Here is a 15,553-nt window from a genome sequence, read left to right on the forward strand (position 1 = left end):
ATTTTTCCACTTGCTGCTCTGTTGATTCCCGCTTATACGCCCACCTCACGACATCTGTGCCCAGATGGCGGAATTGGTAGACGCGCTAGCTTCAGGTGCTAGTGTCCGTATGGACGTGGAGGTTCGAGTCCTCTTCTGGGCACCATATCCTTCCGAACACACTATAAATATTGGCAAATGCCACCGATTACTCTCGGCAGGCGCGTCGTGATTCCACGATTGCAAGGTGATGCACATCCGCCCAGTTAATCAAGATATTGAGCGGCTCCATGAAAGAGCGGCCCAGATCCGTCAGCGCATATTCCACTCGCGGCGGCACCTCGGGGTAAATCGCGCGCGTCACAAACCCATCCTGCTCTAGGCGCCTGAGAGTCTTTGACAGCATCTGCTTTGACACATCGCCAATCTCACGCTGCAACGTATTAAAGCGCCACGTCTGCTCCGAAAGCGCCTCCAGCACCAGAAGACTCCACTGATCGCCAATCCGGTCAAGGACATCACGGATCGGGCATGGTTGCTCAAAGGGAGTCGGTTCGCTGGTCATTCTTCACCTTTTCAACTGGTTATAGGTCACTGCGCAGTGACCTAGTCACGGTCCGGTGACTTCTTGCGCGGGGAAATGGCACTTCCTAACTGTCCCCGTGCGATCGAAATCAGACCGGTTTTGCATGCTTCATACCCATGGTGCACTGACAGTCAAACTGACCACATCATGATCCGGGCAGGCACACCGTAATTTGATTTCGAGCCACAACAAAATGGACACGAAAATGAACAAAATCCTCAAATCCACCGCACTTGCTGCAATGATCTCTGCGGCTCCCCTCTCTGTTCTGGCAGAGATCTCAGAGCGTGACCTTGCGACAGAAGAAGCCAACCGTGCGCTGGTCGTCGAATTCTATGACCAGTTCTTCAACGAACATAACATCGCAGCCAGCGATGTGATTGCCGAAGACTATATTCAGCACAACCCGAACGTTCCCGACGGCAAAGCCCCATTGGTATCGTTTTTCTCTGGATATTTTGCCGAAAATCCCGAATCCCGCGCCCGCATCGTGCGCAGCGCCGCCGACGGTGATCTCGTATGGTTGCATGTGCAGTCTACGAATGGCGAAGAAGACCTAGGCGAGGCTGTGGTCGACATCTTCCGGGTGGAAGATGGCATGATCGTTGAACACTGGGATGTCATCCAGCCCGTCCCATCAGAGGCTGCAAACAGCAACACCATGTTCTGATTGAACGAAGGCGAACCCACCCATTTGGCAGGTTCGCCTCTACGTGGTTTATTCAGCCGCGATGGCGCTGACCGGGCTGCTCCCCGCCGATTGCGTCAGTTTGAATTGCGAAACGGTCAGCGACAGGCGTTGTGCATCATTCTTCATGCGAACACTGGCGGTGTCGGCGTTGCTTGCCACAGCCGCACTTTCCTGTGTTGCAGTATCCAGATCACGGATACCCATGTTAATCTCGCTGAGACCTTGCGTCTGGTTTTGCACTTCGGTGGTGATATCAGACACAAGCGCACCTAGGTTATTGATCTGCTCAAGAACCGCTCGGATTGACTCTCCGGTTGTGGCTACCAGCCTTGATCCTTCCGAGACCTGCTTGATGTTCCCTTGTGTAAGGGCACGGATTTCTCCGACCGAATCCGACGCACGCTGAGCAAGGTTTCGCACCTCGGTTGCAACCACGGCAAAGCCTTGTCCCGCCTCGCCTGCCCGGGCGGCTTCTACCCCAGCGTTGAGCGCAAGCAGGTTGGTCTGGAACGCAATATCCTCGATCAGCCCGACAATCTTGTCGATCTCACCAGAGGCCTGTTCGATTTGCTCAATCGCCGTGATGGCTTCTTCCAGTTGCTCACCACTGCGGCGCGATACGTCGGTACTCTGCGTGGCAAGATGATTGGCCTCAAGGATGCGCTCAGACACGTTTTTACCGCTGTTATTCAGCTCTTCCAGCGCCGCTGCAGATTCTTCCAGCGTTGCGGCCTGACGCTCTACGCGGCGCGACAGATCAGAAGATACCATTTCCACTTCGCTTGCAGAACCGCTGAGGTTTTCGGCCACGGTTGCGATTTCTCCCATCGCCGCAGCAAGGTTTTCTGCAACCGCATCGAAATCTTTGCGCAGCCCCTCATATTCTTCGGGAAAGCCGGAATTTTCGCCAATGCGATGAGACAAGTCGCGGCTGGCCAAACTGCCGAGCCCTTCCTGAAGCCGCGCAACCGCCGCGTCCTGTCGCATGCGTTGCTCTTTGGCGCGGTGCTCATCTTCCACAGCATTTGAGAGTTTTTGGCGGAACTGCTCAACACTGCGCGACACCCCACCAATCCCGTCGGGCCGATTGGTGAAGGGAACGACCGTGTCGTAATCTTCATCCCGGATCGCGGTCACCGCCACCTCGAGCGATTGGATCGGACGCAACATGTACCGAAGCGCGATCACTGTTAGTCCCATCGCCACCAGAAGACCGAGGACAGCAATCACGCCCCCCTCGACCAACATCTCGTTGATCGCAACTGTCAGCGCTTCCTTTGCCACACCGACATAGAAGATACCAAGCGGCTCACCGGCCTCGCTGAGGACCGGTACATAAATGGTGAAATAGTCTTTCCCCAGGATGGTGGCTTGCCCGCGAAAGACCTCGCCCTTCATCATCGACGCATAAACCGGGTTAGCTTTGCCGAGGACGGTCCCCACTGCCCGCGCACCATCATCTTTGATGATATTTGTGGTGCGGCGTACGAAATCTTGCTCTGCATCGTCCCAGACAAAGATCGTAGCCGTTTCCCCGGAAATTGAGCCGACCCTGTCGATCATGTCATGGTTCTCAAACGCGACGATTGATTGCGCCGTCAGACCAGACACCTCGCCGTTGGCATCGGTGGTCACCTCGAAATCCTGATAATGTGCCATCTCATTCACAAGGATTTTGATGGACATCGCCTGCCGCGTCTCTGCCGCGTCGACAAGTGCGGTTTTGGATTGATTAAACAGGACAAAAAACAACGCTGCGGCCAATCCGCACAGCAACAAGGTAACACCGAAACCGATCTGAAAACCTAGTCTGTTGAACGCATGTTTCATAAGACACCTCCACAGTGGAATACCTCGTCTCTAAACATCCGCACCTAAACAGAGCGTTATCAAACTCCCGGACTATTCCACAAAACTGGACTCACTTTTAACGGTGTTTTGCGCGCCGACGGTTTTGAAAAACCGAAATATACAAGGCCGTGCGCATCATGTTAGCCAAGCCGGTTAGCAGATAAGTAAGCGTGTTCTATAGTTTAATCAGCGCAAAACGCCTGGGAGACGGTGCCCATTCATCCAGGCCACCTCCCGCGAGCACAATAACAAAGAGAGCAACACAAAATACTGCCTTGGCAGAACAAAAGCTGACGCGTTTGCACCGTCATTTACCACCACAGTCACAGACTAGGCAGCTGCAGCGCACCATGCAGCAATCTATGATTCTGTCAACGGCGACCAATTCAGCCGATATGGCCCTGATTTTCACCAATCTGTCCACGGTGCAGCAATAGGTGATCAAGGATCACGCAAGCCATCATCGCTTCGGCGACAGGTACCGCGCGGATACCTACACAGGGATCGTGTCGACCTTTGGTAATGACTTCGGTTGTTGTGCCATCCTTGCGGATCGACTGGCGCGGCGTGAGAATGGACGAGGTCGGCTTCACAGCGAAACGCACCACCACATCCTGACCGGTAGAAATACCACCCAGAATGCCGCCTGCGTGGTTCGACGAATAAACCGGCGCGCCGTCATTGCCCATGAAGATCTCATCGGCATTCTCAGACCCTTTCAACTGGGCCGCATGCATCCCTTCGCCAATCTCGACGCCTTTGACCGCGTTAATCGACATCATGGCGGCAGCAAGATCGGTGTCGAGCTTGCCATATATCGGCGCGCCGATACCGGCAGGTACACCGCGCGCAACCACTTCGACCACAGCACCAACCGAATCATGCTGTTTGCGCAAGGCTTGCAGATAGTCTTCCCAAGGTTGAACAGCCGCCGCATCGGGAATCCAGAAGTCATTCTGATCAATCGCCGCCCAGTCAAAGCGCGTACGGTCAATCTCCATCTCACCCATCCGGGTCATATAACCTTTGATCTCAAGCCCCGGCACCAACGCTTTGATCGCCTCGCGGGCAACACCGCCCGCAGCCACTCGCGCCGCAGTTTCGCGTGCAGAAGACCGCCCGCCACCACGATAGTCACGATTGCCATATTTCTGGAAGTAGGTGATGTCCGCATGCCCCGGGCGGAAAGTTTGCGCAATCTCGCCATAGTCCTTTGAGCGCTGGTCGGTGTTCTCGATCATCAACTGGATCGGTGTCCCGGTGGATTTGCCCTCAAACACGCCCGACAGGATTTTCACGGCATCCGGCTCATTGCGCTGCGTGGTATTCTTGTTTTGACCGGGACGACGTTTATCCAGCCAGTGCTGCAACATCTCTGGTGAGATGGGCACATTGGGCGGGCAACCATCCACAATCGCTCCCAAAGCGGGCCCATGGCTTTCACCCCAAGTGGTGACACGAAAAAGGTGGCCGAAAGAATTCATGGACATGCGCGCGGGTCTCCTTTGGTTTGTTCCTTTAGCGGCAAAGCCCGCCGGGGAAAAGAGATCCGCGCATTACTCCCACACAAAGGACAGAAAAATCCCCCTTCTTCGTCTGCAAAACAGTAAGCCCGTGAACACAACACGGATGGCAGAGTGCATTCAAAGGGGGGCGCTGCCCCCTCGGCCCCGTGGGCCTCACCCCCGGGATACTTCAGGTTAGAAGAACGGGGGACTTAGGCCTTCTTCTAACTCAAAATATCTCGGAGCGCGAGGCAGCGCCTCGCATGCGCCACCTTGCCAAGCCATGCAACCACACCTAGTGTCACCCCACCTCGGGGTGCGCGTAAATATTGCGCTGAGATGCCGATCTGGCGAACCCGCTGAACCTGAACCGGATTATACCGGCGGAGGGAAGGTTTGGGACGATTTGGAGCAATAGCGCTCAGTCTCCTCCTTACCAACGCCGCATTGGAGGACAACATGAAATCCCTCATCCTTGCGAGCGCCACATTGGTTGCCACCGCTGCCTCGGCAGACACACCTCAGTTGGTGGTCTACACATACGACAGCTTTGTTTCGGAATGGGGGCCCGGCCCCGCTGTAGAAGCCGCGTTTGAGGCCACCTGTGACTGTGATCTTAAGTTCGTTGGGGCAGGTGATGGCGCAGCCTTACTTGCGCGGATCAAATTGGAAGGCGAACGTTCAGATGCCGATATCGTGTTGGGGCTCGACACCAATCTGACCGCAGCAGCCAAAGAAACGGGTCTCTTTGCACCGATGTCTGTCACAGCGGAATATGCGCTGCCGATCGAGTGGAACGATACGCATTTTGCTCCTTACGACTGGGGTTATTTTGCCTTTGTCCACGGCGCGGATGCCGATGTGCCGTCGAACTTCAAAGCCCTGGGTGAGAGCGACGTGAAAATCGTCATTCAGGACCCGCGTTCTTCAACACCGGGGCTGGGCCTGCTGATGTGGGTTAAGGCCGCCTATGCAGATGAGGCCCCCGCAATCTGGGAAAGCCTCAGTGACAACATCGTCACCGTGACCAAAGGATGGTCGGAGGCCTATGGTCTCTTTCTCGAAGGCGAGGCCGACATGGTGCTCTCTTACACCACCTCGCCTGCCTACCATCTGATTGCCGAAAACGACGACAGCAAAGCGGCGGCGCTTTTTGACGAAGGACACTACATGCAGGTCGAAGTTGCGGGCAAACTTGCCGCAAGCGACCAGCCAGAGCTGGCGGATCAGTTCCTGCAGTTCATGGTATCTGATGCTTTCCAATCGGTTATCCCGACCACAAACTGGATGTATCCGGCGGTAAGTCCCTCCGAAGGTCTGCCTCAGGGGTTTGAAACCCTCGTCAGCCCGGAAAAATCTCTGCTGCTGCCCGAAAAGGAAGCCGCATCTATACGCGCCGAGGCGCTGGACGAATGGCGCGCAGCGCTCAGCCAGTAACCTTGCCTGTGGTCGCGATCTGGCCCGGAACCTGCGCCGCCCTTGGGGTGGCGCTTCTGGTTTTGGGCACTCTTGTTGCGGTGGCATTGAGGGCAGATGACCTTAGTGGTTTTGCAGCCGCCGATTGGGCGGCATTGCGTTTCACGCTGGTGCAGGCCAGCCTGTCGGCGCTCTTGAGCGTGGCGCTGGCAATCCCGGTGGCAAAAGCGCTAGCACGGCGGCGGTTTTTCGGGCGGCGTGTATTGATCACCCTATTGGGTGCGCCATTTATCCTGCCCGTCATTGTTGCAATTCTCGGGCTACTCTCTGTGTTTGGCCGCTCGGGCTGGCTGAGCGATCTACTTGGGCTTGCGGGTCTGCCGCCTGTGCAGATCTATGGGCTGCATGGGGTGGTGATCGCGCATGTGTTCTTTAATCTTCCCTTGGCGACCCGACTGATTCTGCAGGGCTGGCAAGAAATCCCAGCAGAACGGTTTCGCCTTGCTGCACAACTGAATGCAGGCCCTCGCGCCATGTGGCAACTGACCGAAGCCCCAATGCTGCGGCAAGTCGTGCCGGGAACGGCTGCGGTGATCTTTGCCATCTGCTTGTCGAGCTTCGCGGTTGCGCTGACCCTGGGTGGTGGTCCCAAAGCCACCACGATCGAATTGGCGATTTATCAGGCCTTTCACTTTGATTTTGACCTTGGACGGGCTGCGATGCTGTCGGGCGTGCAGCTTGTCCTGACAGTGGTGGCCGCATTTCTAGCGCTCAAAGCCTCTTCGACTGAGGGGTTTGGCACGGGTCTTGATCGTGCCGTGATACGTTGGGATGGCAAAGGAACCTGTGCACGCATAATCGACGGGTTCTGGATCGCAGCCGCAGCGCTTTTTCTCATGCTACCTTTGCTTGCCGTATTGATTTCGGGGCTGCCGGGGCTTGCGTCACTGCCCGCATCTGTCTGGGGCGCGACGTGGGTTTCCATACAGGTTGCCGCACTCAGCACTGTGTTTTTGTTATGTGTGGCTCTGCCGTTATCGGCCAGCATAGCGTTGGGACGCAAAAGGCTCGGCGAAGTGGCTGGCATACTTGGCCTTGCTGCCTCTCCACTGGTGATCGGGACGGGACTGTTTGTGATGGTATACCCTTATGTTGACCCGTTCCTGTTGGCCCTGCCTGTCACAGCACTGGTGAACATGGTGATGGCACTCCCCTTTGCACTGCGGATACTCGTCCAACGTATGCGGCACGTGCTGCACCATAATGCCAGGCTTGCGCTTGCACTCGATATGCATGGGCGCACGGTCTGGAGACGCGTTCTTCTGCCTCGATGTCGCGCGCAGATCGGCTTTGCAGCGGGACTAACGGCGGCGCTGTCACTTGGGGATCTTGGTGTGATCGCACTCTTTGCCGACCCCGAGGTGGCCACTCTGCCCCTGCAAGTCTATCGGCTGATGGGAGCCTACCGGATGGAAGCCGCACAAGGGGCAGCGCTGCTATTGTTTGTCATATCCATGGGCGCGTTCTGGATTTTGGACCGAGGGGGGCGCCTTCATGCTGAGGCTTAACGCATTGGACATCCGCAAAGGAGAATTCTGCCTTTCCGGCACCGCCGACATCAAAGCAGGCGCACGGGTTGCGGTGATCGGCCCCTCCGGGGCTGGCAAGTCCACCCTTCTCGAGGCGATTGCGGGGTTTCAACCACTCGACAGCGGAAAGATCCTTTGGCGCAGCGACGATCTGACGGCGCGCCCACCGGGAAAGCGCCCCATTGCGATGCTATTTCAGGATGGCAACCTGTTTCCACATTTGACAGTCGCGCAAAACGCGGGACTAGGGATCAATCCCAATCGCAAGCTCACTCCCGACGAAATCAAGACTGTAGAAGTCGCGATATCGCGCGTGGGCTTGAGCGGCATGGAGGGGCGCAAACCGGCTGAACTGTCGGGAGGGCAGCAAAGCCGCGCCGCACTGGCGCGTGTGTTGGTGCAACAACGCGACCTGTTGCTGTTGGACGAACCCTTTGCCGCGCTTGGGCCTGCGCTCAAGGCGGAGATGCTGGATCTGGTCAAGGAGATCTCAGCCGAACGCAATATTACGCTCCTGATGGTAAGCCACGATCCAGATGATGCCCGACGTATCACCGACGAGGTCCTGCTCATCGCAGAAGGAAAACTGCATCCTCCCGCCCCAACCGCAGAAACATTAGACAATCCGCCAGCAGCGCTTCGAGAGTATTTGGGAACATGAGCGGAGCCTGCCACCACCTCAACTTACCTGCTCTGCTTCATTTTTTATGATAGCCCATTTCCCTCATTGCACACCTCGCGCTAGAGTTGCACCAATCAGGGAGATCCAGTGAGATGAAGCTCTATTATTCGCCCGCCTCGCCCTTTGTGCGCAAAGTCGTGTTGGTACTGCATGAAACTGGCCAGATGGATGATGTGGAATTGCTGCCCGTCAGCACCTCTGTGACCGGGCCAGATTCGGCGCTGGCAGCCAGTAACCCGCTGGCAAAAATCCCGGCCTTAATCCGCGAAGGCGGCCCGACGCTTTATGACAGCCGGGTCATATGCGAATTTTTAGACGCGCGTGCAGGCGGGGTGCTTTACCGCGGTGGCTGGGACATGAAAGTTCTGGAGGCCACGGCGGATGGCATCATGGATGCGGCAGTTTCCATGTCCTATGAAAAACGCCTGCGCCCCGCTGAGAAACAATGGGACGCGTGGCTTGAGGGGCAGTTGAGCAAGGTGGTCGGAGCCTGTGCCGCAATCGAGACTCGTTGGATGCCATTGCTGTCGGGACCCATAAATATTGGTCAATTGGCCATTGCCGCAGCTCTGGCTTATGTGGATTTCCGACACCCTGATGCGGGCTGGCGAAATGCATCGCCCCAGCTGGCAAAGTGGTTTGAGACCTTTGAAATACGGCCCTCAATGCAGGCAACTCGACCTGACGCAACCTGAAGCAAAGAGTTCACTTCGTTTTAAAGGAGGGTGGGCCAGATAGGAGGCGAAGGCGCAGCAGTGCAACAGTTCTGTGAAAGAATGCAACACTCAGGCGGGCCTGCGCTGCTTTGACCGCTAGACGAACCCGGTTTGCATCGCTAGACACGCGGCTGAGTCACCGCGTTTATTGCGGTGTAAGCGCATGTTTGCCCTAAACGGGCGCTGAAACTTGGAGAAAACTCGTGTCCCACGCAGAAGACCACGAAGGAACCCGGAGAGATTTCCTCTACTACGCCACAGCTGGCGCAGGGGCAGTCACCGCGGGTGCCGCCGTTTGGCCACTGGTCAACCAGATGAATCCCTCGGCTGACGTTCAGGCCCTGTCCTCCATCCTTGTGGACATTTCAGGCGTTGACGTCGGCACACAAATCTCTGTCATGTTCCTCGGCAAACCGGTGTTCATTCGCCGCCGCACGCAGGAAGAAATTGACGAAGCGCGCGCAGTCGAGATGCAGGAACTGATCGACTCGTCCTCGGAGAACCCCAACAAACCCGGCACCGATGCTTCAGATGAAAACCGTACTCTTGACGAGAACGGCGAATGGCTGGTGATGATGGGTGTCTGTACCCACCTCGGCTGTGTACCGCTTGGCGATGGTGCCGGTGAATTTAATGGCTGGTTCTGCCCATGCCATGGTTCGCACTACGACACCGCAGGCCGTATCCGCAAAGGTCCCGCACCGCAGAACCTGCACATCCCGGTGGCTGAGTTCACCGACGAAACCACCATCAAGCTAGGATAAGGGGGTCGCACGCATGTCAGGAATTCCGCACGACCATTACGAACCCAAGACAGGCCCGGAAAAGTGGCTGCACAGCCGCCTGCCCATCGTTGGCCTCGTCTATGACACCATTATGATCCCCACCCCAAAGAACCTGAACTGGTGGTGGATCTGGGGTATTGTGCTCGCCTTCTGTCTGGCGCTGCAAATCGTTACCGGCATTGTTCTGGTGATGCATTATACGCCCCACGTAGATCTGGCTTTTGCCTCCGTTGAGCACATCATGCGCAACGTGAATGGCGGCTATATGATTCGATATCTGCACGCCAACGGCGCTTCGCTGTTCTTTGTGGCGGTTTACATCCACATCTTCCGCGGCCTGTTCTACGGCTCTTACAAGGCCCCGCGTGAAATCACGTGGATTGTGGGCATGCTGATCTATCTGATGATGATGGGCACTGCCTTCATGGGTTACGTTCTGCCTTGGGGACAGATGTCCTTCTGGGGTGCAACCGTGATCACCGGCCTCTTTGGCGCGATCCCATTCATTGGCGAGCCAATCCAGACTTGGCTTCTGGGTGGACCTGCGGTTGATAACGCAACTCTGAACCGCTTCTTCTCGCTGCACTATCTGCTGCCCTTCGTGATTGCCGCCCTTGTGATCGTTCACATTTGGGCCTTCCACACCACGGGCAACAACAACCCCACTGGTGTTGAGGTACGTCGCGGCTCCAAGGAAGAAGCCAAGAAAGACACCCTGCCGTTCTGGCCCTACTTCGTGATCAAGGATTTCCTTGGCCTCGCGGTGGTATTGGTGATCTTCTGGGCCATCGTCGGCTTCATGCCGAACTACCTTGGTCACCCGGACAACTACATCGAAGCCAACCCGCTGCAGACTCCTGCGCACATCGTTCCGGAATGGTACTTCCTGCCCTTCTACGCGATCCTGCGGGCCTTCACCTCTGAGGTCTGGGTTGTGCAGATCGCGTCCTTTGTGACCGGCGGTATCATCGATGCGAAATTCTTCGGTGTTCTGGCGATGTTTGGTGCGATTGCTGTTATGGCGCTGGCACCGTGGCTTGATACCTCTCGCGTGCGCTCGGGCAAATACCGCCCGCAGTTCAAGTGGTGGTTCCTGCTGCTGGTCATCGACTTCTTCGCCCTGATGTGGCTGGGTGCGATGCCTGCGGAAGAGCCTTATGCGTCCTTCTCGCTGATCGCTTCTGCCTATTGGTTCGGGTACTTCCTCGTGATCCTGCCGCTCTTGGGTGTGATCGAGAAGCCCGAAGCGATCCCCGCAACCATCGAAGACGATTTCAATGCCCATTACGGCAAGAAATCCGAAGCTACTCCTGCTGAATAAGAAGAAGGACAGCTACCAATGTTCAAGAAATTTGTAACCGGTGCTGCTTTCGCTTTGGCACTCGTCCCAGCCGCATCATTCGCGGCTGGGGGTGAGGGTCACATCGAAGACTTCGCCTTCTCGTTCGAGGGTCCGTTTGGCACCTATGATCAGAACCAGCTTCAGCGTGGCCTTCAGGTCTTCACCGAAGTCTGCGCTGCATGTCATGGTCTGAAACAGGTCCCGATCCGTACACTGTCAGACGAAAGCGGCCCCGGCATCCCCGAGGATCAGGTGCGCGCGTACGCGGCGGACAATTTCGAGGTGTTCGACGCAGCGCTGGACGATTTCCGCCCGGCGACGCCGGTCGATCACTTCCCGGCCAACACCTCTCTGGGTGCACCAGACCTGAGCCTGATGGCAAAGGCCCGTGCAGGCTTCCACGGCCCCTATGGTCTGGGTCTGAACCAATTGTTCAAAGGCATGGGCGGTGCAGAATACATCGCGTCGCTGATGACGGGTTACACTGGCGAGACCAAGGTCGAAGCAGGCACAACTTTCTATGAGAACACAGCCTTTGCGGGCGGTTGGATTTCCATGGCGCCGCCCCTGGCGGATGAACAGGTCGAGTTCATCGACGGTCATGAGAATGATCTGGAAAGCCTGTCAAAAGACGTCTCTGCTTTCCTGATGTGGACAGCAGAACCCAAGATGATGGCCCGGAAACAGGCTGGTTTCATCGGCGTGCTGTTCCTGACGGTATTGTCGGTGTTGTTGTATCTGACCAACAAGCGTCTGTGGGCCCCGCACAAGGGCAAGAAGACCTCCTGAGAGGTCTCCTCCTAACAAGATCAAGAAGCCCTCGTATCAGATGATACGGGGGCTTTTTTTATCAAGGAGGTCGTGAGGGGCCAGTCCCTCTGCGCCTGTGGCGCATTCACCCCGGGATAATTGGCGTTAGAAGAGATTGGCCTCAGCAAAAAATCGTGACGGCATGGGCGGATTTTTGGTCATCGAAAGAATGGTCTCAACGCTGGTTTTCAGAGGCTGGGTACTGTCCGAGATATCATACGAGAGGCCGTTATGGACATGTGTATAGTCCTGCGCGGCGCTTCCAGCGGGGCGATCTCCTCGCGCGGTTTCTCGGGCCTTCAGGGTTGCGAGAGGGGCCATCAAGCCGATGAACAGCACATTGTGCGAGGCCAATAAAGCCTGCAACTCTGCATGCCAACCAGGGGTGTCGAGGATATGTTCGACGATCAGATCATTGCCCGCATCGGCAAAGCCGGCAATGGCGCGGTGAAAGCCCGAGAAGAATCTCGGCCGCGCGGTTTTCCAATCTGGGTAAGCAGAAGGTTCCCACGCCCCGCTGTCGCGCAGGTGGTCAATTGAAAGATGCAGATAGGGCCGGTCTGATGCCTCGCGAATTGCGGCGGCAAGCGTAGATTTACCGCTGCTGGACGGGCCGTGAAGAAACAAGATCAAGGCCATGTGGTCGTCCTTTATGAGGTCAGGCGGTAAGTTGTGTGCCCTGTATGCCGGTAATACGGGTCTGTATCAGCGCACCTTCGATTTGTGGGGTGGCAAAACTCACCTCGGTGAATTGCTCAGTACGCCCCATGTTTGGATTTTCCATCAAGACGTTATGATGGCGCCCCAGCTGCTGAGAAAGGTGTTTTGCCACCTGTGCGTCCCCTTTGGCACGAAGACGGGCCGCGCGATCCTTGATTACGTTGCCGTTGACCTGCGACGGGATTTTGGCGGCAGGCGTGCCCTCACGTTTAGAGTAGGGGAACACATGCAGCCAAGTGAGGTCGCATTCGGTCACGAGTTTGAGCGAATTCTCAAAATGCGCTTCAGTCTCGGTCGGGAAGCCCGCGATGATGTCGGCGCCAAAGGTCATCTCTGGGCGCAGTTTGCGTGCGTCTTCGGCGAAGCGAATCGCATCATCACGCAGGTGCCGACGCTTCATCCGCTTTAGAATAAGATCATCACCATGCTGCAGGCTGAGGTGCAGATGCGGCATGAGGCGCGGCTCGGTGGCAATCGCCTGCATCAGATTTTCATCCACCTCGATCGAATCGATGGAAGAGATACGCAGACGTGGCAGATCCGGCACCAGCTTCAGGATTCGCATCACCAGATCGCCGAGTTTGGGCGTTGCGGGCAGGTCTGCCCCCCAACTGGTCAGGTCGACCCCGGTCAGCACAACCTCGTTGTAACCCTTATCCACCAGTCGTTTGATCTGATCGACCACTACGCCCGCTGGAACCGAACGCGAATTACCACGGCCGTAGGGAATAATACAGAAAGTACACCGGTGATCGCAGCCGTTTTGCACCTGCACATAGGCCCGCGAACGCGTACCAAACCCATCGATCAGGTGGCTTGCGGTTTCCGTCACCGACATGATGTCATCCACCAAAACTTTTTCTGTGGTGCCGATAAAATCGGGGCCTTTCGCCATGCGTCGCCAGGTTTCGGGCTGCATCTTCTCGGTATTGCCGATCACCTGCGTGACCTCGCTCATCGCGGCGAATGTCTCGGGTTCAGTCTGCGCGGCGCAGCCCGTGACAATGATCGGCGCATCGGGATTATCCCGGCTCAACTTGCGAATTTCCTGACGGGCTTTGCGCACAGCTTCTGCAGTGACTGCGCATGTATTCACGACCACGGCGTTCTCAAGACCCGCCTGACGGCTCAGCTCCTTCATGGCTTCGGTCTCATAGGCATTGAGACGACAGCCAAGGGTGGTGAATTTCGGCGCACCGCTCACTGGGTGAGGCTTTCAACGAACTGACGGGTGAAGCTGCCATCCGCCACATGCATGGTCGGCCCCGTCATCCAGACGCCGTCCTCGCGCCAGTCGATCCAAAGCGTCCCACCATCTAGGTCAATCTGCACCTTGCGCCCTGTAAGCCCCTTGCGCGCCGCAGCAACCGCTGTCGCGCATGACGAAGACCCCGACGCCAGCGTCACCCCCACACCGCGCTCCCAGACACGCATACGCAGATGATCCGGCCCCACCACATGAGCAACCTGCACATTGGTGCGCTCAGGATAAAGAGGGTGGTGTTCGTAGCGTGGGCCAAACTCCTCCAGCGGAATAAGCTCGGCGTCTTCAACGAAAAACGTGCAATGCGGGTTGCCCATACCAGTTGCCGTAGGCGCGCCCTCAATCGGGAGTTCCAACGTGTCCATCTCTTCGGACAGGGGGATCTCATCCCACAACAGCTGCGGCGCCCCCATATTCACCGATGTCAGGCCGTTTCCTGCATCCTTTGCGGCCAGCTCACCTCGGTCGGTGGTCAGGTTGAGCGCATCTTTGCCGCTTTGATCCATCAAATACCGCGCGATACAGCGAGTCGCATTGCCGCAGGCCGCAGACGTGGAACCATCTGCGTTATAGAAAACCAGATGCGCGTCGGCCGACGCACCCTCTTTGGCAGCAAAGATCACCGCAAGCTGATCGAATCCCATGCCAAGCTGACGATGCGCGATTCCCTTGGCCATAGCCGGAGTGATCTGGATATCCTGCGTACGGGCATCAATAACGACAAAGTCGTTTCCAAGCCCATGCATCTTCATGAACGTCAACATATGATCGGATCCTAGGGAGGTCATGAGCCGCATATAGACTTCATGTGAAAATGAATCCAGAGATAGCGTAGAAAACTTTGAAAAGGGGGTTGACCCTCTGCGGGCTTGACCGTAGAAGCCCCCCCTATCGGAACGACACAGCCAGCAAGGTTGCAGAGTTTCAGCCCAAAATAAGCGCTTGATCCTTCTGGATTAATCAGCTTTAAGGGCAATCCGCAGAGGCGATCAAAAGCTTCTGAACAGAGAGTGGGCCGTTAGCTCAGTTGGTAGAGCAACTGACTTTTAATCAGTGGGTCGCAGGTTCGAATCCTGCACGGCTCACCACTCTTTTCAATGGGTTAGCGACATCGCAGCTTCCCATTTTTTGTTTATAGCAACCACCTAGCTACCACCTTGCATGAAAAAATGTGGTGCCTTGTGGTATTCCGTGTTTTGAGCAGCAGGTAAATTAAGCGGCTTTATCATTGGCTTGCCGGATTTTGGTGGGCGTGGAGGCCGCGCACGGCTCACCGAATTTACGTTAGTGCGAACTAGCAGACCTGTAGCTAGAAATGTCCTTGCATCGCCGGGATAAGCCTCATGGATCAGTCGGATCAAGCGCTCGATCACCTCAATGTATTGCTACAAGCTCTGCCTGTCGAAAACATGCCTATGTCGCTTAGCGAACTTGACGGCTACGTGACCGGCATTCTTGCCTGCAGCGACATTATCGCGCCCTCGGAATGGCTGCCTCATATTTGGGGCGTGACCGGCGAACCAGACTTCCCTAACCAGAAGGCCGCCGACGAAACGATTGACCTGCCCCCCGCGAAATCCCTCACCATGATGTAGAGTCTGCCCAACCCTTAAGGAG

The 15,553-nt window shown here is 56.4% G+C and carries 15 protein-coding genes, 2 tRNA genes and 1 riboswitch; of the genes, 11 read left to right on the forward strand and 6 right to left on the reverse strand.

What is annotated here, in order from left to right:
• Nucleotides 1–58: 58 nt before the first annotated feature.
• Nucleotides 59–145, forward strand: a tRNA-Leu gene (locus tag QNI81_RS13305).
• Between the two features lie 42 nt (nucleotides 146–187).
• Here the strand turns inward: QNI81_RS13305 and QNI81_RS13310 are convergent.
• Nucleotides 188–544: a winged helix-turn-helix transcriptional regulator gene (locus QNI81_RS13310; RefSeq protein WP_283966799.1), complete on the reverse strand. Its 357-nt coding sequence runs from the start codon at nucleotides 542–544 to the stop codon at nucleotides 188–190.
• A 226-nt stretch (nucleotides 545–770) separates the two neighbouring features.
• On the opposite strand from QNI81_RS13310, the gene QNI81_RS13315 reads away from it, so the two are divergent.
• Complete coding sequence (locus QNI81_RS13315; RefSeq protein ID WP_283966800.1) at nucleotides 771–1,235, forward strand: nuclear transport factor 2 family protein; 465 nt, start codon at nucleotides 771–773, stop codon at nucleotides 1,233–1,235.
• 48 nt (nucleotides 1,236–1,283) lie between these two features.
• Here the strand turns inward: QNI81_RS13315 and QNI81_RS13320 are convergent, their stop codons facing one another.
• Complete coding sequence (locus QNI81_RS13320; protein WP_283966801.1) at nucleotides 1,284–3,086, reverse strand: methyl-accepting chemotaxis protein; 1,803 nt, start codon at nucleotides 3,084–3,086, stop codon at nucleotides 1,284–1,286.
• Between the two features lie 407 nt (nucleotides 3,087–3,493).
• A complete protein-coding gene (aroC, locus tag QNI81_RS13325; RefSeq protein ID WP_283966802.1) occupies nucleotides 3,494–4,597 on the reverse strand; it encodes a chorismate synthase in 1,104 nt (367 codons plus the stop codon).
• 317 nt (nucleotides 4,598–4,914) lie between these two features.
• Nucleotides 4,915–5,021: riboswitch (TPP riboswitch) on the forward strand.
• 50 nt (nucleotides 5,022–5,071) lie between these two features.
• Here aroC and thiB point away from each other — a divergent pair.
• The 7 genes from thiB to QNI81_RS13360 all read left to right on the forward strand — a co-directional run bounded on the left by thiB (nucleotide 5,072) and on the right by QNI81_RS13360 (nucleotide 11,931).
• A complete protein-coding gene (thiB, locus tag QNI81_RS13330; protein WP_283966803.1) occupies nucleotides 5,072–6,049 on the forward strand; it encodes a thiamine ABC transporter substrate binding subunit in 978 nt (325 codons plus the stop codon).
• Entirely contained in the window at nucleotides 6,025–7,596 is a 1,572-nt protein-coding gene (locus tag QNI81_RS13335; RefSeq protein WP_283966804.1) for a thiamine/thiamine pyrophosphate ABC transporter permease ThiP, read from the forward strand. The genes thiB and QNI81_RS13335 overlap by 25 nt, the downstream gene beginning before the upstream one ends.
• Nucleotides 7,583–8,278 carry a thiamine ABC transporter ATP-binding protein gene (locus QNI81_RS13340; RefSeq protein WP_283966805.1) on the forward strand — a complete coding sequence of 232 codons (696 nt, stop codon included), beginning with the start codon at nucleotides 7,583–7,585 and terminating at the stop codon, nucleotides 8,276–8,278. Before QNI81_RS13335 ends, QNI81_RS13340 begins: the two co-directional genes overlap by 14 nt.
• A gap of 113 nt (nucleotides 8,279–8,391) precedes the next feature.
• Nucleotides 8,392–8,994 carry a glutathione S-transferase gene (locus QNI81_RS13345; protein ID WP_283966806.1) on the forward strand — a complete coding sequence of 201 codons (603 nt, stop codon included), beginning with the start codon at nucleotides 8,392–8,394 and terminating at the stop codon, nucleotides 8,992–8,994.
• A gap of 224 nt (nucleotides 8,995–9,218) precedes the next feature.
• Nucleotides 9,219–9,779 carry a ubiquinol-cytochrome c reductase iron-sulfur subunit gene (gene petA / locus QNI81_RS13350; RefSeq protein WP_005616636.1) on the forward strand — a complete coding sequence of 187 codons (561 nt, stop codon included), beginning with the start codon at nucleotides 9,219–9,221 and terminating at the stop codon, nucleotides 9,777–9,779.
• A 13-nt stretch (nucleotides 9,780–9,792) separates the two neighbouring features.
• The gene (petB, locus tag QNI81_RS13355; RefSeq protein WP_009177381.1) at nucleotides 9,793–11,121 is read left to right on the forward strand and encodes a cytochrome b; all 1,329 of its coding nucleotides are present in this window, start codon (nucleotides 9,793–9,795) and stop codon (nucleotides 11,119–11,121) included.
• 18 nt (nucleotides 11,122–11,139) lie between these two features.
• A complete protein-coding gene (locus QNI81_RS13360) occupies nucleotides 11,140–11,931 on the forward strand; it encodes a cytochrome c1 (protein WP_283966807.1) in 792 nt (263 codons plus the stop codon).
• Nucleotides 11,932–12,057: 126 nt separating this feature from the next.
• Here QNI81_RS13360 and QNI81_RS13365 read toward each other — a convergent pair whose 3' ends face one another.
• From QNI81_RS13365 to dapF, 3 genes are read right to left on the reverse strand one after another with little or no spacing between them, the layout of a single operon-like run.
• Complete coding sequence (locus QNI81_RS13365; RefSeq protein ID WP_283966808.1) at nucleotides 12,058–12,591, reverse strand: chloramphenicol phosphotransferase CPT family protein; 534 nt, start codon at nucleotides 12,589–12,591, stop codon at nucleotides 12,058–12,060.
• A gap of 19 nt (nucleotides 12,592–12,610) precedes the next feature.
• The gene (gene mtaB / locus QNI81_RS13370; RefSeq protein ID WP_283966809.1) at nucleotides 12,611–13,876 is read right to left on the reverse strand and encodes a tRNA (N(6)-L-threonylcarbamoyladenosine(37)-C(2))-methylthiotransferase MtaB; all 1,266 of its coding nucleotides are present in this window, start codon (nucleotides 13,874–13,876) and stop codon (nucleotides 12,611–12,613) included.
• On the reverse strand, nucleotides 13,873–14,700 hold the full coding sequence (gene dapF, locus QNI81_RS13375) for a diaminopimelate epimerase (protein ID WP_502999495.1): 828 nt from the start codon (nucleotides 14,698–14,700) through the stop codon (nucleotides 13,873–13,875). The genes mtaB and dapF overlap by 4 nt, the downstream gene beginning before the upstream one ends.
• Before the next feature lie 248 nt (nucleotides 14,701–14,948).
• Here dapF and QNI81_RS13380 point away from each other — a divergent pair.
• Together QNI81_RS13380 and QNI81_RS13385 are read left to right on the forward strand one after the other, a co-directional pair.
• A tRNA-Lys gene (locus tag QNI81_RS13380) sits at nucleotides 14,949–15,024 on the forward strand.
• 255 nt (nucleotides 15,025–15,279) lie between these two features.
• A complete protein-coding gene (locus tag QNI81_RS13385; RefSeq protein WP_283966811.1) occupies nucleotides 15,280–15,531 on the forward strand; it encodes a UPF0149 family protein in 252 nt (83 codons plus the stop codon).
• Nucleotides 15,532–15,553 lie beyond the last annotated feature (22 nt).

The organism is Tritonibacter sp. AK171 (assembly GCF_030127025.1).
Classification (GTDB): Bacteria; Pseudomonadota; Alphaproteobacteria; order Rhodobacterales; family Rhodobacteraceae; genus Epibacterium; species Epibacterium mobile.

Excerpts from the sequence above, each read along its gene's own strand:
- QNI81_RS13365 (WP_283966808.1), bottom strand. The coding sequence starts at position 12,591 with ATGGCCTTGATCTTGTTTCTTCACGGCCCGTCCAGCAGCGGTAAATCT.
- QNI81_RS13310 (WP_283966799.1), bottom strand. The coding sequence starts at position 544 with ATGACCAGCGAACCGACTCCCTTTGAGCAACCATGCCCGATCCGTGAT.
- dapF (WP_502999495.1), bottom strand. The coding sequence starts at position 14,700 with ATGTTGACGTTCATGAAGATGCATGGGCTTGGAAACGACTTTGTCGTT.
- QNI81_RS13315 (WP_283966800.1), top strand. The coding sequence starts at position 771 with ATGAACAAAATCCTCAAATCCACCGCACTTGCTGCAATGATCTCTGCG.
- aroC (WP_283966802.1), bottom strand. The coding sequence starts at position 4,597 with ATGTCCATGAATTCTTTCGGCCACCTTTTTCGTGTCACCACTTGGGGT.
- QNI81_RS13360 (WP_283966807.1), top strand. The coding sequence starts at position 11,140 with ATGTTCAAGAAATTTGTAACCGGTGCTGCTTTCGCTTTGGCACTCGTC.
- QNI81_RS13335 (WP_283966804.1), top strand. The coding sequence starts at position 6,025 with ATGGCGCGCAGCGCTCAGCCAGTAACCTTGCCTGTGGTCGCGATCTGG.
- thiB (WP_283966803.1), top strand. The coding sequence starts at position 5,072 with ATGAAATCCCTCATCCTTGCGAGCGCCACATTGGTTGCCACCGCTGCC.
- QNI81_RS13320 (WP_283966801.1), bottom strand. The coding sequence starts at position 3,086 with ATGAAACATGCGTTCAACAGACTAGGTTTTCAGATCGGTTTCGGTGTT.
- QNI81_RS13345 (WP_283966806.1), top strand. The coding sequence starts at position 8,392 with ATGAAGCTCTATTATTCGCCCGCCTCGCCCTTTGTGCGCAAAGTCGTG.
- QNI81_RS13385 (WP_283966811.1), top strand. The coding sequence starts at position 15,280 with ATGGATCAGTCGGATCAAGCGCTCGATCACCTCAATGTATTGCTACAA.
- petB (WP_009177381.1), top strand. The coding sequence starts at position 9,793 with ATGTCAGGAATTCCGCACGACCATTACGAACCCAAGACAGGCCCGGAA.
- QNI81_RS13340 (WP_283966805.1), top strand. The coding sequence starts at position 7,583 with ATGCTGAGGCTTAACGCATTGGACATCCGCAAAGGAGAATTCTGCCTT.